At 56.9% G+C, this 24,204-nt stretch carries 20 protein-coding genes; 8 read left to right on the forward strand and 12 right to left on the reverse strand.

Translation table 11 applies throughout. The features are described from left to right. Window positions 1-83 precede the first annotated feature (83 nt). Entirely contained in the window at window positions 84-776 is a 693-nt protein-coding gene (locus tag QMZ18_RS14830; protein WP_282607086.1) for a GntR family transcriptional regulator, read from the reverse strand. Window positions 777-1,086: 310 nt separating this feature from the next. Between QMZ18_RS14830 and QMZ18_RS14835 the strand changes: the two genes are divergently transcribed. The 4 genes from QMZ18_RS14835 (at window position 1,087) to QMZ18_RS14850 (ending at window position 5,817) form a co-directional block, all read left to right on the forward strand. Then, on the forward strand, window positions 1,087-2,622 hold the full coding sequence (locus tag QMZ18_RS14835) for a UxaA family hydrolase (RefSeq protein ID WP_282607087.1): 1,536 nt from the start codon (window positions 1,087-1,089) through the stop codon (window positions 2,620-2,622). A 96-nt stretch (window positions 2,623-2,718) separates the two neighbouring features. Then, window positions 2,719-3,450, forward strand: coding sequence for an SDR family oxidoreductase (locus tag QMZ18_RS14840; protein WP_282607088.1), 732 nt, complete (start codon window positions 2,719-2,721; stop codon window positions 3,448-3,450). A gap of 57 nt (window positions 3,451-3,507) precedes the next feature. Next, a complete protein-coding gene (locus QMZ18_RS14845; protein ID WP_282607089.1) occupies window positions 3,508-4,350 on the forward strand; it encodes a fumarylacetoacetate hydrolase family protein in 843 nt (280 codons plus the stop codon). Window positions 4,351-4,755: 405 nt separating this feature from the next. Further along, entirely contained in the window at window positions 4,756-5,817 is a 1,062-nt protein-coding gene (locus tag QMZ18_RS14850; protein WP_282607090.1) for a GNAT family N-acetyltransferase, read from the forward strand. Window positions 5,818-5,846: 29 nt separating this feature from the next. Here the strand turns inward: QMZ18_RS14850 and QMZ18_RS14855 are convergent, their stop codons facing one another. The 3 genes from QMZ18_RS14855 to QMZ18_RS14865 all read right to left on the reverse strand — a co-directional run bounded on the left by QMZ18_RS14855 (window position 5,847) and on the right by QMZ18_RS14865 (window position 7,470). After that, window positions 5,847-6,341: a thermonuclease family protein gene (locus QMZ18_RS14855; protein ID WP_282607091.1), complete on the reverse strand. Its 495-nt coding sequence runs from the start codon at window positions 6,339-6,341 to the stop codon at window positions 5,847-5,849. Between the two features lie 66 nt (window positions 6,342-6,407). Beyond that, entirely contained in the window at window positions 6,408-6,911 is a 504-nt protein-coding gene (locus QMZ18_RS14860) for a PilZ domain-containing protein (RefSeq protein ID WP_282607092.1), read from the reverse strand. Between the two features lie 88 nt (window positions 6,912-6,999). Further along, a complete protein-coding gene (locus tag QMZ18_RS14865; RefSeq protein WP_282607093.1) occupies window positions 7,000-7,470 on the reverse strand; it encodes an Lrp/AsnC family transcriptional regulator in 471 nt (156 codons plus the stop codon). 78 nt (window positions 7,471-7,548) lie between these two features. Between QMZ18_RS14865 and QMZ18_RS14870 the strand changes: the two genes are divergently transcribed. Next, window positions 7,549-8,184, forward strand: coding sequence for a LysE family translocator (locus QMZ18_RS14870; RefSeq protein WP_282607095.1), 636 nt, complete (start codon window positions 7,549-7,551; stop codon window positions 8,182-8,184). 2 nt (window positions 8,185-8,186) lie between these two features. On the opposite strand, the gene glpK is transcribed toward QMZ18_RS14870, so the two are convergent. Together glpK and dddP are read right to left on the reverse strand one after the other, a co-directional pair. Then, window positions 8,187-9,680, reverse strand: coding sequence for a glycerol kinase GlpK (glpK, locus tag QMZ18_RS14875; protein WP_282607096.1), 1,494 nt, complete (start codon window positions 9,678-9,680; stop codon window positions 8,187-8,189). A gap of 148 nt (window positions 9,681-9,828) precedes the next feature. Beyond that, window positions 9,829-11,160 (reverse strand): dimethylsulfonioproprionate lyase DddP, encoded by a 1,332-nt coding sequence (gene dddP, locus QMZ18_RS14880; protein ID WP_282607097.1) that lies wholly within the window; start codon window positions 11,158-11,160, stop codon window positions 9,829-9,831. 222 nt (window positions 11,161-11,382) lie between these two features. Here dddP and QMZ18_RS14885 point away from each other — a divergent pair, with 222 nt between their 5' ends. Further along, a complete protein-coding gene (locus QMZ18_RS14885) occupies window positions 11,383-12,606 on the forward strand; it encodes a hydantoinase/carbamoylase family amidase (RefSeq protein WP_282607098.1) in 1,224 nt (407 codons plus the stop codon). Between the two features lie 6 nt (window positions 12,607-12,612). Here QMZ18_RS14885 and QMZ18_RS14890 read toward each other — a convergent pair whose 3' ends face one another. Both QMZ18_RS14890 and QMZ18_RS14895 read right to left on the reverse strand, forming a co-directional pair. Beyond that, complete coding sequence (locus tag QMZ18_RS14890; protein WP_282607099.1) at window positions 12,613-14,079, reverse strand: amidohydrolase family protein; 1,467 nt, start codon at window positions 14,077-14,079, stop codon at window positions 12,613-12,615. Window positions 14,080-14,183: 104 nt separating this feature from the next. Next, on the reverse strand, window positions 14,184-15,437 hold the full coding sequence (locus QMZ18_RS14895) for a hybrid sensor histidine kinase/response regulator (protein ID WP_282607100.1): 1,254 nt from the start codon (window positions 15,435-15,437) through the stop codon (window positions 14,184-14,186). A gap of 871 nt (window positions 15,438-16,308) precedes the next feature. Here QMZ18_RS14895 and QMZ18_RS14900 point away from each other — a divergent pair. Further along, window positions 16,309-17,409 (forward strand): aminotransferase class V-fold PLP-dependent enzyme, encoded by a 1,101-nt coding sequence (locus tag QMZ18_RS14900; protein WP_282607101.1) that lies wholly within the window; start codon window positions 16,309-16,311, stop codon window positions 17,407-17,409. Window positions 17,410-17,424: 15 nt separating this feature from the next. Here QMZ18_RS14900 and QMZ18_RS14905 read toward each other — a convergent pair whose 3' ends face one another. Further along, window positions 17,425-19,212, reverse strand: coding sequence for an acyl-CoA dehydrogenase C-terminal domain-containing protein (locus QMZ18_RS14905; protein WP_282607102.1), 1,788 nt, complete (start codon window positions 19,210-19,212; stop codon window positions 17,425-17,427). Between the two features lie 436 nt (window positions 19,213-19,648). Between QMZ18_RS14905 and QMZ18_RS14910 the strand changes: the two genes are divergently transcribed. Next, window positions 19,649-20,962 carry a GAF domain-containing sensor histidine kinase gene (locus QMZ18_RS14910; protein ID WP_282607103.1) on the forward strand — a complete coding sequence of 438 codons (1,314 nt, stop codon included), beginning with the start codon at window positions 19,649-19,651 and terminating at the stop codon, window positions 20,960-20,962. Between the two features lie 148 nt (window positions 20,963-21,110). Here the strand turns inward: QMZ18_RS14910 and QMZ18_RS14915 are convergent, their stop codons facing one another. The 3 genes from QMZ18_RS14915 to QMZ18_RS14925 form a co-directional block, all read right to left on the reverse strand. After that, window positions 21,111-22,250: a zinc-dependent alcohol dehydrogenase family protein gene (locus QMZ18_RS14915; protein ID WP_282607104.1), complete on the reverse strand. Its 1,140-nt coding sequence runs from the start codon at window positions 22,248-22,250 to the stop codon at window positions 21,111-21,113. A 162-nt stretch (window positions 22,251-22,412) separates the two neighbouring features. Then, window positions 22,413-23,417, reverse strand: coding sequence for an alcohol dehydrogenase catalytic domain-containing protein (locus QMZ18_RS14920; RefSeq protein ID WP_282607105.1), 1,005 nt, complete (start codon window positions 23,415-23,417; stop codon window positions 22,413-22,415). 10 nt (window positions 23,418-23,427) lie between these two features. Next, window positions 23,428-24,204: an SDR family NAD(P)-dependent oxidoreductase gene (locus QMZ18_RS14925; protein WP_282607106.1), complete on the reverse strand. Its 777-nt coding sequence runs from the start codon at window positions 24,202-24,204 to the stop codon at window positions 23,428-23,430.

A 24,204-nucleotide genomic window follows, 5' to 3' on the forward strand; every position in this document is an offset into this window, starting at 1 on the left:
ACTGCCGTTTTTGGTTTGTCGTTGTTGTGGGGTGTCCAAACTCCAGCCGCTGATATCTGCTGCTGCGGCAGGTAAGCCTGGCCTCATTCAAAGAGTTCAGGTCGTTCCTTCATATGCTTTTGAAGCGGTGCGATGCCTGCAGCCAAATGAGTTTTCATTGCCTTGGCGGCTGCATCCGGTGAGCCTTCGCGCAGGGCCTCGAAGATTGCCACGTGCTCGCTGTAAGTTTCCTGCGGCCGGTCGACGACCGTCAGCATCAGCTTGCGGACACGGTCTAGTTGCGCACGTGAACTATCGATCGCACGGCGCACTTTAGGAAAGCCGAGGAAGTCGCAGATCATCTGATGGAATTCGATATCCAGACGGTGAAACGCGTCGAGGTCGTCGGCCTCAAGATTGGCTTTCTGATAGCGGAGGCTGCGGTCTAGCTCGTTGAGCATTTCGCGGGTGATCCGTAAGGCCACTTCCCGCACGGTTTCGACTTCCAGCGCCCGGCGCAGGAAGGCCCCTTCGACCACGTCTTCGGTCCGGATTTTTGAGACATAGGTGCCGTGCTGAGGAAAAATCTCGACCAAACCTTCTTCTGCAAGACGATTGATGGCTTCGCTGATCGGCGTGCGGGAGATACCCAGTTGCGTGGCAATCTCTTCTTTTTTTATTACAGCGGTGGGCGGGAGCGTAAGATCAATGATGGCGCTTCGGAGAATCGCGTAGACCTGGGAAGACCGCGATTGTCTGGGGTCGATGACCGCGTTGTCCGGAAGCGGATGTTGCATCTCCATACCCTGCATGCTAATTATGCTAACATGCTAGCGGAGACCGAGTTGATGTCAAGTTGAAACCCGATCGTCCCAGTATAGCGTCTCCCGTCGGGCTCTTCTTGGCAACGCAGTAGGGAGTTCTTGGAGAGGCGGTTGGCGGTGACAAGAGTCAAGTAGTTTGGGTGATCCGCCGGCAGTAAGATGATTATCTGACCCGTCGTTCAGTTATTGCTGTGGTTTTGGCGATAACGATTATTGAGGTTTGGCGCGGCCACAGATGTGGCACTGGCTGTCCGAACGGTGGGAAGACTATGGAAGGAACAAGGTGCCTGAAGAAACCGAAAGCCTGACGATCCGGTTGTCGGCCGCAGACAACGTCGTCGTTGCGCGGCAGAATATAGCTGAGGGAACCTTGGTCGCGGGTGAGGGCGTCACAGCGATCGGGCGTGTCGTGCAAGGTCACAAGTTGGCGACCCGTGCGATTGCGCTGGGTGAACCCATCAGGAAGTACAATCAGATTATCGGCTTCGCGACCTGCCCGATTGTTGCAGGCGAACATGTGCACGAGCACAACTGCGCGGTTCAGGAGTTTGCGCGGGATTATGATTTCTGCGCTGATGCCAGGCCTGTTCCGATGGTCGGAGAGGCTGATAAGCGCAGCTTTGCCGGATACCGGCGGACCAACGGCCGGGTCGGTACGCGCAACTATATTGGTGTGCTCACCTCGGTGAATTGCTCGGCGACGGTTGCGCGTTTCATCGCGGACGCCTTTAACCGCAGCGGCCTGCTAGACGATTATCCAAACATCGATGGCGTGGTTTCTTTTGTGCATGGCACCGGCTGCGGCATGGCGAGTTCGGGCGAGGGCTTCGATAATTTTCAACGGACCCTTTGGGGCTATGCCTCGCATCCCAACTTCGCCGGAATTCTGATGATTGGCCTTGGGTGTGAGGTGTTTCAGATTCCGCAGCTAATGGAGACTTATGGCCTAAGCGATACGGATAGCTTCCAGACCATGACCATTCAGGCCAACGGCGGCACGCGCAAATCGATTGAGGCGGGCGTTGAACGCATCAAGGCTATGTTGCCTGCCGCCAATGCCTGTCGGCGGGAAGACGTGCCGGCGAGTGAACTTTCCCTGGCACTGCAGTGCGGCGGCTCCGATGGTTACTCCGGCATCACGGCGAACCCGGCACTCGGCGCAGCTGCGGATCTCCTGGTGCGCAACGGCGGTACGGCAATCCTCTCCGAGACGCCGGAAATTTATGGCGCGGAACATCTTCTGACCCGCCGGGCGGTCAGCCGGGAGGTGGGTGAAAAGCTGATTGAGCGGATCCACTGGTGGGAAGATTACACACAGCGGAACGGCGGCGAGATGAATAACAATCCCTCGCCCGGCAACAAGCTCGGGGGTTTGACGACAATTCTGGAAAAGTCGCTTGGTGCTGCGGCCAAGGGCGGCACCATGCCGCTGAGTGGCGTGTATCTCTACGGGGAGCCCATTGATACTAAGGGCTTTGTTTTCATGGACAGTCCCGGATACGACCCTTGTTCGATCACAGGCCAAGTGGCCTCAGGTGCCAATGTGGTGTGCTTTACCACCGGGCGCGGTTCGGTGTTCGGCTATAAGCCGGCTCCTTCCATCAAACTGGCAACCAATTCGCTGATGTACGAGAACATGTCCGAAGACATGGATGTAAACTGCGGACCGATCGCTGAAGGCGGTTCCAGCGTGGAAGAGAAGGGCGCTGAGATCTTCGAGAAGGTCTTGGCGGTCGCGTCTGGAACGCAATCAAAAAGCGAAGAGCTTGGCTTCGGAGACAATGAATTTGTCCCCTGGCAAATTGGCGCCGTGATGTAGCTGCCTTCCTGTTTGACGTAAAACAGTGTTCTGTCTGGCAGACGCATTTCAAAATCACCTTAAAGAGTATGTCGACTTCGGGAGGAAACGAGATTTATGGCTGACAGACTGCGTGGCAAAACTGCGTTAGTGACGGCTGCTGCACAGGGAATTGGCCGGGCAACTGCCGAGCTGTTCGAGGCCGAGGGCGCGACCGTTTGGGCGACCGATATAAATGAAGACGCTCTTGCCGAGGTCAATGTCAGCAACCGGCGCCGGCTTGACGTAACTGACGACGCGATGGTTTCAGATCTGGCTTCCGAGGTCGGGAGTCTCGATGCGTTGTTCAATTGTGCGGGTTTCGTGCACGGCGGAACGATCCTTGAGTGCAGCGAAGCGGACTGGGAGCAGGCGATCAACCTCAACGTTAAATCCATGTTCCGGACCATCCGCGCCTTTATGCCAAAGATGCTGGAGGCGGGCGGCGGTTCGATCGTGAATATGTCCTCGGTCGCGTCCAGTGTGAAGGGTGTTCCGAACCGCTTTGCTTACGGTATGTCCAAGGCGGCGGTAATTGGTCTGACCAAGTCGGTCGCTGCGGATTTCGTTCAGCAAGGCGTTCGTTGCAATGCGATTTGTCCGGGAACCGTTCAGTCGCCCTCTCTCGAGCAACGTCTTGCAGCGCAGGGCGACTATGATGCTGCGCGCGCGGCTTTTATCGCTCGACAACCGATCGGACGGCTGGGTAAGCCAGAGGAAATCGCCGAACTTGCACTCTATCTTGCGAGCGATGCCGCGGCCTACACGACCGGCCAAATCCATATCATCGATGGCGGCTGGTCCAACTGAACGGCATAATCCGATACTAGTAATTCACTCCGAATTTCCGCGTAAAAGGACAACTTCATGAAACTGCTTCGTTACGGGCCGCAAGGCGCTGAAAAGCCCGGGCTGTTGGATTCCGCCGGTACTATCCGCGATCTTTCCTCGGTGCTGGGCGACGTGAACGGTGACGCTCTGTCGCCTGACGCACTGGCGAAACTTGGCGCACTGGATCCGGCCAACCTGCCGGAAGTCGATGGTGCAAGTCGGATCGGGCCCTGCGTGGCCGGGGCAGGAAAGTTCATCGCTATCGGTCTGAACTATTCCGATCATGCTGCAGAGTCGGGGCTGGAAGTTCCACCCGAGCCGGTCGTTTTTATGAAAGCGACATCGTCGATTTGCGGCCCCAACGATAATGTTGAAATTCCCCGCGGTTCGGAAAAGACCGATTGGGAAGTCGAACTGGGCGTTGTGATCGGTAGCAAGGCGAAGTACGTGGATGAAGCAGACGCACTGAAGCATGTTGCCGGCTACTGTGTGGTCAACGATGTCTCCGAACGCGCTTTCCAGATCGAGCACAGTGGCCAGTGGGTCAAGGGTAAGTCGGCTGATACCTTCGGCCCGATTGGTCCCTGGCTTGTCACGAGTGACGAGGTTCCCGATCCGCAGGCGCTCTCCATGTGGCTTGACGTCAACGGCGAGCGCCAGCAGGACGGCAGCACAAACACGATGGTCTATGGAGTTGCCTTTGTCGTGTCCTATCTCAGCCGCTTCATGACCCTGCATCCTGGTGATATCATTACAACGGGCACGCCGCCGGGTGTCGGCATGGGGCAAAAGCCGCCGCGCTATTTGAAACCCGGCGATACGGTTTCGCTCGGCATCGAAGGTCTGGGCGAGCAGCTACAGCACGTGATTGCAGGCTGACAACAAAGCGGGTTTCTAACAAGAGTAGAAACCCTTAAAAATTTACATCCTTAAATAAAAGAGAGCGGTCTTTGGGCCGCTCTCTTTTTTTGTCCTGAGCACCCGATTCGCACTCTGACCTGAGTCGCATCGGCTTCGAATTTCGCCTTGTGTTCAATTGGTTAGCAGATGTATCGCGCTCTCACTGGTTTCATTTAAGTGCCACCACACGCTAAAGACGTACGTAGATTCCCGTGTAAGGGGAATTCCCAATTAGTTATTTCCCCGGAAAGTAATATTATAACTACCTCAAATACTATTTAAATCATCTGTAAACGAATGTTAAAGGCGATTTAAATATTTCATAAATGCTGCGTATACTTTTTTCCGCTAAAGTAGACACAAATATGCCACAGGGGATTCATTATGTCGGCATTTCTGTCGCCACGTCAGCAAGGTCCTTATATTATTAGCGGTTTCCGGAATTCGGATGCCGAGTCCATCGTTCAGCTTTTTAGGGAAGCCTACGGTGACAATTACTTGAAGCCCTCGATCTATGAACCCGCAACGTTCACTGCTGGGAACCGGGATCAAAAGCTGATTTCGGTTGTTGCCCGAACCGCTGGCGGCACGGTGGTCGGGCATGTCGGGCTGTCTCGTTGCGCACCGTCGCCGAAAGTTTTAGAGATCGGCCAAGCGGTGGTTAGTAAAGAGCATCGCTCGGGTGGGCTACTGGCATCGATGATGAATATTGCCATCGAACACGCCCGCAGCAGCCTTGGCTGTGAACTTCTTTTCGGCGCCGCAGTCTGCAATCATTTCTACTCCCAAAAGGCGTGTCTTTCCCTCGGACTTACCGAAATCGGTTACGAGATGGACTATCTGCCCGAGCGCATGTTTCTCCAGGCGCACGGGCCGATTGGACGTGTCGCTACTTTGAATTACGCCCGCAGCTTTGCGCAGGACAACGACGCAGAGGTCTTTTTGCCGCAATGCTACGCCGGTACGGTCCGGGACGTGGTCGCGCATCTCGGGGACCGGCGCAGCTATATCGATGCAAGTGTATCGATGGTTCCACGAGGCAGCAGCGAACTGACGGTCACCGACATGCCGGACTGCGACGTCACCGCTGTCAATCTGAGGCATGCCGGCAGGGACTTTGATGCCAGCGTGAATTCTTTGGAAGAAGAGGCAGAGGCAAACGGTCGTGCGATTATGAAAGTGGCGATCAATCTCGGTGAGCCGGAGGTGGCCCGGGTGGCCGCTGCACTTCGTGCCAGGGGATATTTTTGCGGCTGTGTTTTGCCGCGTTGGTTCGACAGCGATGCCTTACTCATGATCAAAGCGTTCAATGAGCCGAACTTTGCCGGTTTGAAAATTCAATCTGAGCGCTCGCACGGTCTGCGCGATCAAGTGTTGCGGGATTACCAGTCGGTTGTCGCCGAGCGCGAAGCGATGGTTGCCGGGACCGAAACCGTCGCGGCCTGATCGCGGTTTTTGGAGGAGGTTCGGGCCGCTTACTCCCAGTTCGGCTCAATACCGTTTCGCCATAACCCGAGGCGCTCGGCTCTTGCCGACGTCTCTTCATTGACATAGCGCTCGGCACCTATTGCATCGGTGAGCGCCCAACCCTTTTCGACAAGCCAAGCGTTTAACTCGGGGCCACCCACGCCGCCAAGAAAGCAGAGGCCGATAAAGGATCCGTCGCTGTCTCGTCCGCGATCCTGACAAACGATCCAGTGATTCCCCAAGCGATTCAGAGTCGCCCAGCGGGCATCCCGACCACAGGTCCAGAGGACCGGACCTTCGCTGCAGACCTGTTCGTTGGTCGGTGCCCGCAAGCCTTCCAGCCGGACCAAGACTCCGCCAACCTCGATGGCGGCGGGACCAAAAACCTCACTCTGCTTGCCGGATACCTCGGCGTTTGCAGCCCAGGCTGCGGTATGGGCAGAGGAGATTGCTAGCCCAATCAACAGGAACAGAAGGGGGACGATGTGTCTCATAGGAGGCATATTGGCACGTCCGGCTGCGGAAGATACAGCGTGCGAGATGTCAAAATGGGACTGTCGGGGGCGGCTCTAAGTTTTTTTGAGTAGGCGCAAGCCGCTGGATGAGTCGAGACAGTCTTCCGGAAGTAAGCCGTCCAGTATATTGGCGACATCGCATGGGTCGTCGGTGAACTGCAAGCCTAGGATACCGTCTTCCTGCCACACAACTTCGACATTCAGATCAGTGGAACGGGCCAGGCGCAACTTAATGATCTGCTTATCGTCGGGCGCATCGTCCAGACAAACACGCGCTCCGTTGATCGAGAGATCGATGACGGCGCAATCCAGCGTCGCGATCTCGTTGATCAGGCATCCGGAAAGAACGACCTGGGCGCGTTTGTAGTGCCGCTGGTCGGGTGTCTTCAGGGAGTGAACGGTGGAGTTGGTCAAGCTCAAAACTTCTTCGCCGTAGAAACAATTGCCGGTGACGGAGCCGTATCCAGAAGCAATGGCCATTCGACGGCGACTGATCAATTCGGGTTCGATCGAGACGGGCATCGAGAGGTGCCGGCAGATCAAAGTCTGCGCCAGCATGATTAAGAAAAGATCAAAAAAATCAACCTGATCGACGATTTTATCTAAAGGTTATTTTTGTGTGACTTTATACTCGTTAAGGTAAGTGTCATTCTTGGGGCACCAAACCGCAGTCAACAGCGGGTGTATCCTTCGCAGATGAGAGCGCGATGGCGGTGTGGCTGCGCGTAACTCCTTCGATAATTTTAATCTTTTCAGTAATTACACTTTCCAGCGCAGCAGCGTTCCGGGCTCGAATCTTCAGGAGATAGTCGAAATCTCCGGTTACGTGATGGCATTCCTGCACTTCCGGTAACGCGACGATCTGCTGGAGGAACTGGCTGACTTTGGTCGGATGACTCAAGGTGATTTGTACGAAGGCACAGATGTCGAGCCCGAGAGCGCTGGCATTCAGAATGGCAACTTGACCTTTGATAACGCCACGGACCTGCAGCCGTTTCAGACGGTCGTGAATGGTGGAGGCGGAGATGCCGGTTTCCTTCGCCAAATCGCTGTAAGACCGGCGGCAATCATCCTGAACGAGCGTCAGGAGTTGGCGGTCAGATTGGTCAATTTCCATTTAAGTTCACAAATTCCGTGATTTATCCGATTTATGATGCTAATTTTCGGATAGTATACGATATGGGCGATGAATTCAATGCTGGAGCTATTTGCGAAAGGACTTTTGTTGGGGCTGTCGGTTGCCGCGCCTGTCGGTCCAATTGGTGTACTTTGTATCCGGCGCAGTCTTACTCAGGGCATGGGGATCGGCTTTGTATCCGGACTTGGGGCAGCGGCGGCGGATGCCTGCTACGGCGCTGTCGCAGCGTTTGGCTTGGCGGCGGTATCAATTTTTCTGCTGGAAATGGAAGGCGCGTTACGGCTTGGTGGCGGCCTGTTTCTTGTTTGGCTGGGAGTGAAGACCTTTCGTGCGGTTCCGGCGGCGCTGGGGACAGACGGTAAAAACGGAGGACATGGCGGGGCTTTTCTGTCGTGCTTCGTCCTTACCCTCGCGAATCCGGCGACGATTCTTTCCTTCATTGCACTTTTCGCAGGACTTGGATTTGCAGGGGCAACCGCGGGCTTGGGTGGGGGGTACACCGGCGCAGTAATCCTGGTTTTTGGCGTTTTTCTGGGATCCGCTCTCTGGTGGCTGGGCCTGAGTGGCAGCGTAGGATTGTTGCGCAAGCGGGTTACACCATCTGCGCTGCAGTGGATCAACCGACTGTCAGGACTTGTCCTTGCTGCCTTTGGTTTCTTTGCCTTGAGTGGGCTGTTTCTTAGCCAAATTTAGCTTTAATCAGAGCTGCGGGTTCGACGGACCGCATCCAGCCAGCCGCTGTAGCGGGTATCACGCTCCTCAGCAGACATGCGGGGCTCAAATCGCCCGGTGCTTTGCCAGGTGCCCGAGATACCGCCCAGACCGTTCATGACGCCGCTCTTCAGCCCTGCCAGACAGGCAGCCCCAAGGGCTGTGGTCTCGGCGACCACCGGCCGCTCGACAGCGACACCCAGGATGTCGGCCAGCATCTGCAGCATCCAGTTGTTCGCGACCATACCGCCGTCGACCCGCAGCGTTTCCAGGCCGCTCGCGCCGTCGGCTTCCATGGCTTTCAACAAATCCCGGGTTTGATAGCAAACTGCTTCCAGCGTCGCGCGAGCAATCTCCGCAGGCCCGGTCGCGCGGGTCAGGCCGAAGATCGCACCACGGGCATCGGCATCCCAATAAGGCGCACCCAGGCCGGTGAAGGCAGGGACCACATAGATCTCCTGTGACGCGTCGGCCGATTTCGCTAAACCCTCGGTCTCACCGGCCGAGGAAATGATCTTCAGTCCGTCGCGCAGCCACTGCACTGCAGCGCCGGCAACGAAGATGCTGCCTTCCAAGGCGTAGTTGGTCCTGCCATCGATACGGTACGCAACCGTCGTAAGGAGCCGGTTCGTTGATTTCAGCGCGGTCTCGCCGGTATTCATCAGCGCGAAGCAGCCGGTGCCGTAAGTCGACTTCATCATGCCGGATTCGAAACAGGCCTGCCCGACTGTCGCCGCCTGTTGATCTCCTGCAATGCCCAGGATCGGGATTGGCGCGCCAAACAGACTTGCATCAGTTACACCGAAGTCGGCATTGCTGTCGTAGACTTCCGGCAGCAGCGATGCGGGAACGCCGAAGAGTTCCAAAAGATCTTCGTCCCAGGCTTGACGATGGATATCGAACAGCATGGTGCGGGCGGCATTCGTTGCGTCGGTTGCATGAACCTTACCGCCGGTGAGCCGCCAAAGTAGGAAGCAGTCAATGGTACCGAAGGCGAGTTCACCACGGTTGGCCCGGGCGCGCAGGCCTTCGACGTTCTCCAGCAGCCAGGCAATTTTAGTCGCCGAGAAATAGGAATCGATGAGCAGGCCTGTGCGGGCCTGAACCATTGCCTCGTGACCTTCCTGCTTCAACTGATCGCACAGCGGCGCCGAACGCCGGTCTTGCCAGACGATCGCTTTATGCACGGCTTCACCGGTCTTGCGGTCCCAGATGACTGTGGTTTCCCGCTGGTTGGTGATGCCCAGCGCGGCGATATCACCGGCAGAAACCCGGGCATTGGATAGTGCGCCTTTGACCACGCCGACCGTGTCACGCCAGATGTCTTCGGCTTCATGCTCGACCCACCCCGACTGCGGAAAGTGTTGCGGTAATTCCTGCTGCGCCTGACCCATCGGACGTCCGGCGTCGTCAAAGACCATAGCCCTGCTACTGGTGGTACCCTGATCGATCGCAAGCAGTGATCGTGCTGAAGACATGTCCGCTTTCCTCCCTCATCTGCCGCTGCCAGATTTGACTTGCCCGGTCCTTGCGACATCAGTCCTGATTCGGAACCAGACTATAGTCGCCGGCTCAGCGAAGGCGAGGAAAAATACCCTGATGAAGGTGTGACGAACTCCAGAACCTCTATGACATCAGTCGTTCGTCGAAGGGACAGGCTGTCAGGTTCTCATATCCGTCTTCAGTAATCAGAACCTGCTCTTCCAGCTTGATCCCATCCTTACCGCCGACTGTGCCGATATAAGCCTCGACACAGAGCGTCATACCCGGCTCGATAACGTACTCGAATGCTCCGTCGACGAAATCTTCTGGATAGTAAATGGCCGGATATTCGTCGCAGAGCCCGACGCCGTGCAGCATAACGCCGTAACGCTGGGGCCGGAATTCTTCGGACAAACGGTCGCCGCGTTCGACCAATTCCCGGAAAGCCACGCCGGGCTTGAGCAGTTCCATGTTCTTGGAAATGTGCCGGTGCGCGATGTCGTGCAGGCGCCTTTGCTCGTCACTGGCTGGTCCGTCGCCGCAATACCAGGTGCGGGAAATGTCCGCACACATCCCGTAGGGGCCCACAAGATCGGTGTCGAAACCGACCAGGTCACCCTCTTGAACCTTGCGTGGGCCCGCTTCCTGCATCCAGGGATTCGTGCGTGGGCCCGAATTCAAGATTCGGGTTTCGATCCACTCGCCGCCGCGTTTAATGTTTTCGGCGTGCAGGACGGACCACAGCTCGACTTCGGCGATTCCAGGGTGCAGGGCCTTGCGCATTTCCGAGACGGCGATCTCGCAAGTGGCCATGGCACAGCGCATGGCCTTGATTTCGTCCGCACCCTTGACGACTCGCGCCTGTTCCATCACCTGCTGACCGCTCTTTATGTCGATGTTCAGGCTCTCAAGCGCGCGTAGCCCTGCAATCTCAATCTTATCGATGGCCAGCCGCCGGTTGCCGCTGCCATGCCGGATCAATAGCTCGTCGATCTGTTTTGCAAAGGCCTGGGCATAGTCTTCTTCCCGGTCGCCGGTCAGGAAATAGAAGAAGCCCGCGCCGCTGCGGATTTCCCGGATCAGCGGCAGATGACCGGAAAGATGATCGCACCCATGAAAATCCCACAGCACGACATAGCCGTCGGCCGATACGAAGGCGGCGCGGGCCGGATTGTGCGTGATCCAAAGATGCATGTTGGAGCTGTCGGTGGCATAGCGGATGTTGAGCGGGTCGAATAACAGAACGCCGGCATAATCCCGCTTTTGCAGCTCCGCGCAGATTCGATTCAGGCGGGCCTCACGCATGCGGTCCAGGTTTGGTGCGGTCAGACCAAGCGCTGCCCATTCGGTGAAAGCAAGGTCCGTCGGTCCGATCTCTACCCGGTCGTTATCGTTGGGAGATCCATCCGGCTTGAGGCCGGCGGACCGGCTCGGATCGATCTTTGGCTGGCAGACGGAATAAGCTGTTCTGGTCATAGGGTGGTTCTCCACTGCCGAGATAAATCGGCTGCTTTTTCATCTCTGAATTCTCCGGTATCAGAAAAATCTTCCTCTCATTGGCCCCGAAGCGACCGACACTTGTCGTCTGACGTGTGAGTCCTTGTGATTCCCTGGTGCTTGGCAATAATTGCGCGTCGGATCGTTGCGGCCTGTCGGTGGTGGCGGACGAGTATGTTCATTCAATGAGGAGAGACCCGAGTGCCCAAGATCAATGCCGACCGCCTGCTTGCGGATCTAAGACATCTCCGCAGCATCGGTGCGGTCGATAATGGCGTTGTGCGGCCAGCGTTCTCCGAAGAGGATATGGAGGCGCGCCGCTGGCTTAAGGCGCAGTATGAGGCGGCTGGCCTGGAGGCGACGATCGACGGTGTCGGAAACGTATTGGGGCGCTCACCCAATGCCGGTACGGCACTGTTGATCGGGTCGCACTCGGATACCCAGCCGACCGGCGGCTGGTTGGACGGAGCCCTGGGCGTCGTTTACGGCCTCGAAGTTACCCGGGCGTTGAGGGAAGATCCCGAAACCAGGCATTTGGCTGTCGATGCGGTCTCGTTGCAGGATGAAGAATCGCGGTTTTTTGGCTGTATGGGCAGCCGTTCGCTCTGCGGCTTCTTTACGCCAGAGATGGAGGCCGATGCTCAGGATAAGGATGGTGTCCTGCTAAGCGATGCTTTGCGTGATGCGGGTCTGAGAGATGCTCCGCGCATCCAACTTGATCGTGAACGCTATCTGGGCTTTCTGGAAGCGCACATCGAACAGGGACCGCATCTTGAAGAAGACGGACTTGGCATTGGCGTCGTCACCTCTATCGTCGGTCTCGGTGGCCTGCGCCTGAAATTCGATGGTCAGCAGAACCACGCCGGCACGACCATGATGGCGATCCGCAAGGATGCCTCGGCTGCGCTATATGCCTTGGCCAATGCCATTAACGAAGAATTTCCCAAGGTCGCAGGAGAGCGTTCGGTTTGGACCATGGGCCGCGCCGTCATCGAACCGGGTGCGGCTTCAATCGTGCCGGGTTACGCGGAATTGGATCTGCAGTATCGGGATAAATCGACGGAGGTGCTGGATGCCTTTGAGGCAACGGTTTCGCGTCTTATCGACGAGATCAATGCGCGTGGCGGTGCAAAGATCACTTCTGAGCCGGCGCGTGTGCGTGTTGCGCCTGCCCACATGGACGAAGGCTTCCGCAGGCACCTTGCGGTTGCCGCACAAAAGAATACAGGCGAAATGTGGACGGAGATGCCCAGCGGCGCGTTCCATGACGCAGGGGTCATCTCGGAATTCATGCCTTGCGCCATGTTGTTCATCCCCTCCATCGGCGGGATCAGTCACGACTTCGCCGAAGACAGCCACGACGACGATATCGCGCTTGGTTGTCAGGTTCTGGCCGATGCGGCAGCCTCTATCCTCGGTGAGTAACCGGACTTAATGCCGGTGCCGCAGGGCTCGGCCCGGACGGGCACCGGTAAAGCCACCATCGCTCCAGACTAACCGGCCGTTGACGAAAACCCTGTCGATCCCCCTTGCGGGCGTTTTTGGATGCTCGAAGGTCGCCGAATCTTCGATGGTTTCTGCATCGAATAGAACGAGGTCGGCAAAGGCGCCTAGCCGGATCGTGCCGCGGTCCTTAAGCTTGAACTGCTCGGCGGTCATGGACGTCATTTTCCGTACGGCGGTTTCCAGATCGAACAGTCCTTCATCCCGTGAATAGTGACCTAAGACGCGTGGAAAGGTCCCCCAGAGGCGTGGATGGGGGTGCTCGTCGCCGGGAATGCCGTCCGAACCGATCATGGTGTGCGGGTAGGCGAGGATTTTCCGCACGTCTTCTTCATCCATGGAAAAGAAGATGCCGCCGGCGGGCAACAGCGCCTCGATCGTATCGTCGACGGAACGTCCCATATCCTTGGCGACGTCTTCCAGATCCCAGCCGGAGTAGTTGGGATGGGGAACGGACCAGGTGACCAGAACCTTCGAGGCCGTCATCAGGCGTCCGGCGTCCAGCATTGTGGAGCCTGCGACGTAGGGGTAGGCGTCAAGCGTCAGCAGCTGCGTCGCGCGGGCCTGATCGATGGCGGCCAGGGTCTCGCCGGAACGGCCGTGATTGTTACGGCCAACGCATTTGTGATGAGAGATCAGAACGGGGATCTTCGCCTCGCGCCCGATCCTGGCGGTCTCTGCAATGGAATCCGCAATATGATCGGCCTCATCGCGCATATGGGTGGTGTGGATGGCGCCGAAATCACTGAAACCTTCCAGGATCTCGATGACCTCTTCGGTCGCTGCTGCGCGGGCCGGTGGATAGAAGAGACCTGTCGAGAAACCGGCCGCACCGGCTTCCATACTTTCGGCCAGGGTCGTGCGCATGGCATCGATTTCATCACCTGTTGCAGTGCGGTCCAAACGTTCCATGGCAGCCAGCCGCAAAGTCGAATGACCAACCTGACAGACGGCATTTACCGCGGCTGGTTCGGCATCCAACGCATCCAGATATCCGGCAAAGGTGGCGTGGAAATTCCTCGGGTCGCCAGACAACAAGTCGATCGGCGGCGGTGGCCGCCGATCGATCGCCAGGGGCGCGATACTGACCCCGCAGTTGCCGGTTACAACCGTGGTTACCCCCTGACTGATCTTGAAGTCCATCGAAGGTGTCGCCACCAGAGCATGATCGTCGTGGGTATGGGAGTCGATGAACCCCGGCGCGAGAACCTTACCGCCCGCATCGATCTCGCTCGCGCCCCGGTCTTTGGAAAGATCACCAAGTGCAGAGATTCGATCATCGAGGATCGCTAAGTCGCCTGTGAAGGATGGTTCGCCACTGCCATCGATGACGCGCGCGTTTCTGATAATGATGTCGTGTTGCTGCGCCTGAACGCCGGTCGTGTTTTCTGTCACCGCTTGATCCGAATTGTTGGAACTCTATTCCTTCATAACAGAATATCGGCGCAGAAGGTGAAGGGTCTTGCATCGGATTGACCGAGACCGGCGGTGAAAGTCTATTAATGCAGTCTGTTTGACGGGAAGGTCAAAGTTGCTCGGGTGCCTGATCCGAGTTCGCTTTCGACGGTGAGCGTGCCACCATGAATCTCAATGAACGAATGGGTGATTGCGAGGCCAAGACCTGCGCCGGAGGAAGGTTCTTGCGAACTTTTGAGTTGGGTAAAGGGTTCCAGGACGTGATTGATTTGGTTCGCGGCTATTCCAATGCCGTTGTCTTCGACGATCAGTTGAACGTCTCCCCCACTTACCTTTGCCTGAATCACGATCTCGCCGCCCCGGGGCGTGAACTTCATGGAATTGGTCAAAAGATTGAAAAGCATACGGTCAACCATTTGCCGGTCAGCCCGTAAAAGCGGCAGAGCCGGATCGAGCCTGGTTCGGATCGATATGCCAGCAAGTGTGGCACCGGGTTCGATCAATTTGAGTGCTGTTGAAATCAGCTCATCAACGGCAATCTCGATGTCGTGCAGTTCAACGTTTCCTGATTCGATTTTCGATAGATCGAGGATATCGTTGATCATTGTCAGAAGCAGCTGCCCACTCTGGTGTATATCGCTGGCGTAATCCAGGTACCTCTTTCCGCCGACAGGCCCTAAAAATTGTCCCTGGATCATCTCGGAAAACCCCAGAATTGCGTTCAGTGGGGTTCTGAGATCGTGGCTCATTCTGGCCAAGAATTCTGATTTTGCCCTATTTGCGGCCTCGGCCTCCGTCTTCGCATGTTTTAAGAGTGTTTCGCTCTCGCGAAGCTGTTGTTCCGTCTTAAACTGGACCCGAACGTTCCGGATTGTCCGCTCAAGCAGCGCTGGGGTCAGCTCGTTCTTGTCCAGATAATCAAACGCCCCAGCGTTTGTCGCTTCCACATCGACGGTGTAGTCACCTCGTCCTGTCAATATGACCAGAGGTGTCGAACTCAAACGGCCTCCTAACCTGGTGAGAAGCTCCAATCCTGTATGTGCGCCGAGGTGATAGTCGATAAGACCAACATCGAAGGACTCTTGTCGAAGGCGATCGAGTGCCTCCGGGAAGTTGTTCAGCGAGATCAACTCGTAACTAAGGTGTTCAAGGCTCGACAGGTGTTTTCGAACCAGCTTGTGTTCAACCAGATCGTCATCGACATGGATGATCCGAACCGGCCTGGGGAGAATCGTCGTTTCTTTTTGCTGTTGGTGGGAGACCTTACCGCTGAGCGCTGGCTCGCAGTTCTTTGGATTGGAGGAAGGTTCTCTCGTCAGCGTTTCTGGCAAAGCCATTGTCAAAAGCCCCAAGATTCTTTCAGAAACCTTATTGCGGATCGTAAGCGGAGCTAAACTCCAGTTAAGTAAATTATGCTTAATATATAGTTAATGTATTGGGAATTTTAAAATGTCAAGCCAGTGTGATTCAATCTGTTCTGCCATTTAAGCAAGTTCAGAGTAAGTAGACGGTTTCTGTATATAAGAATTCGCCTCCAGGTCGTAACATCAGAATGCATCTTCTATTGATATAATGTCGAAAATACAATGCTTCGGGTGTGGAGGTGGTCATGGTTTGACTTTATCTCACGAATAGTCGCGTGTCCGTCATTCTTTGCCTTGTTCTGGATAGGCAGCGCCAGAGTAGGTCTTTGCAATATTGTGGAATCGTTATTATTTCCCGCTAGCAGTAGGTAGTCGACCAGCGGCCCGCCGTCTTCTAGGCTCATTGGCTGATGCCTCTGCGAGACTATTTCGAGTGTCACCGTAAATAGTTTCTGGCTGCAAGAATCACTCCACCGCTCGACCAGCCAACACACTCTTTTTCCAAGAACCCAATTCGCGCAAGATATATTCTGTAAGAACCATCTCGCGTCATCTCACCCAATGGCCGATTAAAGTCCGTCGAATAATTTTTCACTCTCAGACAGATATTTCCTGACCACCCCAAAGGTCATTTCGGAAGTGATGGCGGAGCCCAGGGGCTCGTCAGCGGCAATGGCCAACACAGCTAACAACTTCATGCTCGCCTGCGAAACATATCCACGCCTTAAGCACAGAAAGTTCAAGTTATTGGCGCATCGTGTGATCTATAGGGACAGGCTAATAAGATTTTCAGTGCCGATGCTCTCGCCTAGAGTGAACGGACTTGGCGCACAGGGATCGAGAAATGCTGGCACAGAAAAGCGACTTCATCGGGTTGGAAGGCATCACGCATCTGGCGACTGGTGGCGAGCCGCCATTGTTGAAAGCCCATCGGGACGCCTTTGAAGACTTTGCGCGCGACAAGGCCAGCGGCCAGAACGGATACCGGCGTCACTGGCTGGTGGCGCAAGAGGTCAGGGCGCGGTTGGGGCGCCTTACCGCAATGGCGGCTGACGATATTGCCTTGGTCGGGAGTGCGTCGGAGGCGATCAACCGAGCCGTTTCCTCGATCGACTGGCAGGCGGGCGATTCGGTTGTGACTCCAGAGATCGAATTTGCGTCGGGGCGCTATGGTCTCACACGTCTCGAAAAGCTCGGCGTCCAGGTCCGCATGATTCCCTCCAGAGGCGGGGTCATTGAAATCGGGGATCTGATCGAGGCCTGTGATTCCCGCACACGCCTGCTTCTCGTCAGCCAAGTCAGCTATCTGACCGGCCAACAGATCGATGTTGCGCAATTATCAGATGCGCTGGAAGGGCGGGATATCGTGCTCCTGATCGATGCCAGCCACGCGCTTGGCGTCGTGCCGGTGGATGCGCGCTTGAGCGATTTCGTCGTTTGCTGCGGTTACAAGTGGCTGCTTTCGACTCACACCGGCATTCTTGTTTGGAACCGCGAACGCCGGCCTGAATTCGAACCGCTTGGTGTCGGCTGGAACTCCGCGACCCAGGGCGAAAGACCAGGGCAATACAATCTGCTGGAAACCGCGGGGCGGGCGGAGGTCGGAAACCCGAACCATCTGGACACCTACCTCATGCGTACGTCGCTGGATTATCTTCTGAACATCGGGATCGACGAGATTGCTGCCAATGCCCATAACCTAGGCGGTCATCTGCGCGCGGAACTTTTTCGAATGGGTGCGGAGGTACTCACGCCCGAACCTAAAGCAGCCCGCGCCGGCAATATAGCTTTCGCGCATCCTGATTACGAGCGGATCATGCAGGTCCTGGCGGCTGAAAAATTTCTTGTTTGGGGAGATAACGGCCGTATCAGGTTATCCGTGCATGCCTTCGTCGATTGCCATGACATTGAGCGATTCCTGAAGCGGATTGCAGACTTCCTTTGACGTCACTGCCGGGTTTTAGAACTGCGTTTCGTCCAATGTCATGACGCTGTCTGCGTTGGCGACCGCCTTAGCGTAAGCGCTGGCCTGCGGCAGGATGTTGTGGAGATAAAAGCGGGTTGTCTTGATCTTCGCGTCCAGGAACGCGGCATTGCCTTGATCGTTTGCCAGTTTTCCACTTGCGGTCAAGGCGCTCTTGCAGAGCAGCCAGCCACCGGCCACGGTGCCGAAGAGGTTGAGATAGGGAGTCGCAGCGGCAGCGGCTGCCTCCATGTCCTCAGCACCGAGCGCTAACAGTGTTTCGGTGGTTTTTGCGAGGAGCTTCACCTCTTCGGTTGCCGGCGCGGCGAGAGCAGCGACAGCCCCGTTGTTGCTGGCGCCAACCGCGGCCAGGGTTTCCAGCATTTCTTCGATCAGGCCACGGGCCGTCTCTCCGCCGTCCCGCAGCAACTTTCGGGACAGCAAGTCGAGCGCCTGGATACCAGTCGTGCCTTCGTAAATTGGTAGAATTCGGGCGTCCCGGTAATGCTGCGCCGCGCCGGTTTCTTCAATGAAGCCCATGCCGCCATGGATCTGAACACCCAGCGAAGTAATCATGCAGCTTAGTTCCGTCGACCAGGCTTTGGTGATCGGGGTCAGTATCCCGGCGCGGGCGTTACTTTTTGTGCGTACAGCTTGATCGGGATGGTGATGGGAGCGATCAATTTCCGCGGCATTGAGATAGGCGATGCAGCGCATGGCTTCAGTACCGGCGCGCATGGTCAACAGCATGCGCCGTACATCTGGATGATGAATAATTGCGGAACTCTTGGCATCTTTGGTGCCGATGGCACGGCTTTGGACACGCTCCCTGGCGAAGGTAGCGGCTTGCTGGTACGCCCGCTCTGCGATGGCGACGCCCTGGACCCCGACCGACAAGCGTGCGTTGTTCATCATGGTGAACATGCAGGCCATGCCGTTGTTTTCCTCGCCCACCAGATAACCAACTGCACCGCCGCTGTCGCCATAGGCCATGACGCAAGTCGGAGAGGCATGAATGCCCAATTTATGTTCAAGCGACACACATCGCAGATCGTTCCGCTGCCCCAGAGTGCCGTCTGCATTGACCAGGAACTTGGGTACGATGAAGAGGCTGATGCCTTTTGTGCCTGCTGGCGCGTCGGGCAGGCGCGCAAGAACCAGATGAATTATGTTTTCTGTGCAATCGTGCTCGCCCCAGGTAATGAAGATTTTCTGACCTGTAATCAGGTAGTGATCGCCGTTTCGTACCGCTTTGGTTTTCAAGGCACCAACATCGGACCCGGCCTGCGGTTCGGTCAGGTTCATTGTGCCGGTCCATTCGCCGGAGATCAGCTTGGTCAGGTAGGTTTGTTTCTGGGCTTCCGTAGCATGGGTCTGCAACAGATCAACGGCACCCTGATTGAGCAGGGGGCAGAGTGCGAAACTCATGTTTGCAGCGTTCCACATCTCGGTTACGGCCGTCGATACCGCCCAGGGAAGACCCTGACCACCGTATTCCGGATCGAAAGGCAGGGAATTCCAGCCACTATCGACGTACTGCTGATAGGCATCGCGAAAGCCCTTGGGAGTTCGGACGATCCCATTGACGAGGGTGGAGCCCTCCCGGTCACCGGGGTGGTTCAAAGGAGCAAGGACTTCCATCGCCAGGCGGCCGGCTTCACCCAACACCGCGTCGACAAGATCCGGTGTGGCATCCTCATAACCTGGCAATTCAGCAATACCCGACAGCCCGGCAATTTCATCGAGCACGAAGCGCATGTCTTCGATGGGGGCGATATAGGTCATATCCCGTTTCCCTGAATTCGTTTGACTCAAAAGCGCCAAAGGGCAGATACACCGCCGATCGCCAGGCACATCGTTTTTATCCTGTTAGAGACTTAGCAAGTCCAGAGGTGGAGTTCCACCGTCTACCGTGATTTATCGCCTGGCCGTCACGTCTTTAACTGTTCCGGCTAGCTTGGCCTTGCAGCGGGGAACTGTATTGACGGGTAATCACTAAATCGATAGAGAGAATTTAAGACTTATTCAACTTAAAATAAGTGGCTTTGAAAGAAATATTAACTGTTCGTTTACGACTTGTTAATACAATCGTTTGTGTGGAAACCTCACTCTGCTTTGCGCAGATAAGCACTAAAACCGGCTGACCAGTCATAGCGGTGGAATGGCGGCGCTTGGGCTGCCTGTGATGGAGTTGACGTGAAGATACAGAGGTCGATGAAATATGGTGGATGCCCCGGACTCGAAGCGGGCTGAAGAGCGGAACTCGGACCATACCTCCGTTGACGAAATTGCTTCGCGTCAGGACTGGAATACGGTGCTCGAGCTTTTGGCGACCGGCGCACCCCTGCAGCTTTCGCTTGAAGCAATCATTGGCAAGGCCGAAAGTCACTATGACGGCATGCGTTGCGCCATCATGGCGTTGGACTCTGAACGCTCAACACTACGTCATCTCGCAGCACCCAGCGTAGCGGACTGGTATCTCGCAGCGATCGATGGGACCGAAGTAGGGCCGACCGGGCACTGCTGTGCTGTCTCAGCGTTCAACCGACGGCGTGTGGTCGTCAAAGATATCGAGGTCGATGCGCAATGGCTGGAACGAGATTCGCGTGCAGGCGAGGCGGGCCTGCGCGCCTGCTGGTGTCAGCCAGTTTTCTCGATGAGCGGTAATCTGTTGGGGACATTCGCGGCGTATCACGAAGAACCGCATGTCCCCTCGACGAGTGAGCTCGAGGAGATCATGACGGCGGCTCGTTTAACGGGCATTGCCATGGAAAGAACACGCAACGATTTTGAGCTCCGCCTTGCCAAGGAATCTGCTGAGCGAGCGAGCCGCGCAAAGTCGGAGTTTCTTGCAAGCGTGAGCCATGAGCTGCGTACACCGCTTAATGCAATCCTCGGCTTTTCAGAAATTATGAAGGATGGATTGCTGGGTCCCAAAGGCGTAGAGAAATTCCCAGCCTATGCCAGCGACATCCACAGCTCTGCTCGTCATCTGCTTGACCTGATAAATGATGTCCTAGATTTGTCGCGCGTTGAATCGGGTCATGGAGAACTTCATCCGGAAGCGGTCGAGGTCAAAGACCTTATCGCCGCGTCCATCAGTCTAGTGAGAGAGCAGGCTGTTCGGAGCGATGTCACCCTGAAGTCTTCGGTCGATGATCTGATGCCGATTCTTTACGCTGACCCACTGAAAATGAAGCAGGTGGTCGTCAATCTCTTGACCAATGCAATCAAATTCTCGCCGTCTGGCGGGATGGTTTTGGTGCGTGCAGGACTGCTGAAGAACGACGACCTAGAAATATCGGTGACTGATTCAGGTATCGGAATGAGCCGCTCGGATATCAAAGTCGCGCTCGAGCCTTTTCGGCAAGTCGAAAATGTCGCGACAAGAAGCCGTCAAGGTGTCGGCCTCGGTCTGCCCTTGAGTAAGACACTGGTCGAGCTGCACAAGGGAAGCCTGGATATCGAGAGTCATCCAGGACAGGGGACGACGGTTCGAGTTCGGATGCCCGCCGACCGCCTGACCCTGCTTTAGCGCCTAAATCTCGTTTATGCTGAGAAGGGGCAATTGCAATCTGGAAAATCTCGAACAACAGACCCTAAAGCGGGCAATGTTTCGTCGGACGCAGCTCATTGTCTTGTCGACCGCTTAACCTCAGAGATATCCTGAATCTCAACTGACACTAGAACCTGATGACTTGCCGCACGGTCTTGCCTGAGGCAAGCCGATCAAAACCCATGTTGATTTCCTGCAAGTCCAGGACGTCGCTCATCAGTCGGTCGACGGGAAGTTGTCCCTGACGATAGAGTTCGATGTAGCGGGGAATGTCACGCACCGGCACGCAGGACCCAATGTAACTGCCCTTAATGGTACGTTCTTCAGCAACCATATTAACCTGCTGAAGATCCCAGCGGTGATCGGGGTGGGGCAGGCCAGCGCTGACGGTCGTGCCGCCGCGTTTGGTGACCCGGTAAGCCTGTTCCATGGCCCTGACTGAGCCGGCCAGTTCGAAAGCAAAATCAACACCCCCGCCGGTAAGGTCCTTCACCGCTTCTATCGCATTTTCGTCGGCGGCATTCACCGTGCCCGTGGCGCCCAGTTCACTCGCCAAGTTCAATTTGCTGTCCTGAAGATCCATGGCAATGATGTGCCGCGCACCGGCGAGCTTGGCGCCCAAAAGCGCATTAAGGCCCACGCCGCCGAGGCCGAGCACCGCGACACTGCTGCCCGGCGGAACTTTTGCCGTGTTCACCACGGCGCCGACGCCGGTCAGGACCGCGCAGCCGAAGAGAGCGGCTTCTTCGTGGCTCAATTCTTCGTCGTCGACCTTGATCAACGAACGGCGCGAGACCACGGCATATTCGGCAAAGGCCGAGACGCCCATGTGATGATGCAGCATTGAATCCGGTGTTGCACCGGGACGCTCGAGCCGGCGCTCGCCCGAAAGCAGGGTGCCAGCCGTGTTAGCCTCTGCGCCGGGTTCGCAAAGCGCTGGCCGCCCTTCCGCGCAGGGCAGGCAACTGCCACAGCTGGGCACGAAAACCATTACCACTTTGTCGCCGGGATTAAGGTCCTCGACGCCAGGGCCGCATTCGGCGACAACGCCTGCGGCTTCGTGGCCGATCACCATGGGGGTGGGCCGTGGGCGGCTGCCGTTTATCACGGAGAGGTCCGAATGACAAAGCCCGGCGGCTTTCACTTCCACCAGGACTTCGCCTGCGCCCGGTGGCGCTAGCTCAACCTCTTCGATCACCAGGGGCTTTGTTTCGGCGTAAGGTTGCGATGCGCCAAGGGCATGTAGAACGGCGGCTTTGACTTTCATTTTCATTCCTCGCAAGCGCAGGCAGATGCCATTGCGGCAGGCAGCGCATTGATTAGCTATGCTTTTGGAACCAGCGCCGGTGTCGACACAGGATCGGTTGCCGCCAGTCTAATCACATGCGAGCGGAGGAAACAGCTTGTTGTGCGGATCTGCCGAGGGCTGTCAGGTCGGTCGCAAAACGATCTTGGCCGCGGCGGTCGAGCCCTTACTGAGGTCTTCGAAGGCGGCTGCACCTTCAGACAGAGGGCGCTGTTCGATCCAGTCGAGTTTTCCCAATGCGCCACTGTGCATGGCCGCGACCGTGGCCCGGAAATCGATCATGGTGTAGGTGTAGCTGCCGATGAAAGAAACTTCCTGCAAGGTCGCCTTGCGGATATCGATTCCGTCGTTGCTGTCCTGCAGGCCGATGTGTACCACGACTCCGCCAGGTCGGACGGCCGCCAGGGCCGCGGTTCGGGTTGCACGGCCACCGACCGCATCGATCACCACGTGCATGGAGTTGTCATCCGGCGTTGGCCCCGAAATCGGATCGTAGACCGCACCGATCTCCTGCGCTTCGGCCGTGCGCCGCCGCAGCGGATTGGTGTCGCCGAGCATAATATACCGGCAGCCATGGCTGCGCAGTACAAGGGCTGCAGATAAACCAACGGCACCGCCGCCTAACACCAGTGCCTTAACTTCCGAAAGCGGCCGGTCGCTGGCTTTGGCGGCCAAAACAACACCGTGCAGGGCCGTCGCGATAGGTTCGGCCAAAGCAGCTTTTGCGCTGTCCATGCCATCGGGCACGTCGATGAGATTGCGCTCCGGGATGGTGATCATCTCCGCGAAGGCTCCTTGGCGCGGCTGCATCGATATGATCTCGCGCCTTGGGCAGAGATTGACCCGTCCGGAAAGGCAGCACTCGCAGCTGCCGCAGCTGACCAGCGGATTGATCACGACGCGGCGTCCCTTGTTGCCGTCCGGCCCCTCGACCACTATGCCGCTGGCTTCGTGCCCCAGAATGAGAGGCGCAGGCCGCCGCTGGTCGTGGCCCTTGAAGGCATGCATATCTGAACCACAGATGCCGACCGCATCGACTTTGACAAGGCACTCGTTGCCTGCAGGCTGCGGGTCCGGTTCGTCGCGGTAAACCAGCTGTTCCGGCGCGGTATAGACCAGGGCTTTCATTTTCTTGTTCCTATTTGGCGGTATAGCCGCCGTCGATATTGATCACCTGACCGGTGATGTAATCAGAGGCGCGCGAGGCAAGAAAGACGGTGAGGCCGTCCAGATCCTCCATCTTGCCGTTGCGGCCGATGGCGGTCTGGCTGGCATTGCGGGCAGATCGTTCCGGATCGGCGAAGACCGCCTCCGTCAACTCCGTCGGGAAAAAGCCCGGCGCGATGGCGTTGGCGGTTACGCCGGACGGGGACCAGGCTTCGGCCATGGCGCGTGTCAATTGGGCGATTCCGCCCTTGGAGGCGCCATAAGGCATGGCGTTGGGGAAGGCGCGGGTCGATTGCAGCGACGCGATATTGATGACGCGGCCAAATTGCCTGTCCTTCATGGCAGGGATGCAAGCGCGGGCGAGAAAGAACGGGATCGACAAATTAAGCTTCAGAGTCAGATCCCAGCTCTCCGGCGTAATGTCCTCGGGCGGCTGACGCAAATTCACACCTGCCGCATTCACGAGGATCGATACCGGGCCGAAAGCCTTTGCCGCTTCGTCGGTCAGATCTTCGCAGGTCGAGAGGGTCGCCAGATCCGCCGACAGAGTGGCGGCACGGCCTTGTCCTGCGGTTTCGATTTCGGATTTGGCCGCATTCAGTTGCTCTTGCCGGCGGCCGAGCAGAACCACATCGGCACCGGCCTGGGCGAGCGCCCAGGCCATGCGGCGGCCGATCCCGGAGGTCGCGCCTGTACAGAGCGCGACCTCGCCGGTCAGATCGAAGTTACTCGGATCCGGGTTCGTCAT

This window comes from Pelagibius sp. Alg239-R121, from assembly GCF_947331435.1.
GTDB lineage: Bacteria > Pseudomonadota > Alphaproteobacteria > Kiloniellales > Kiloniellaceae > Denitrobaculum.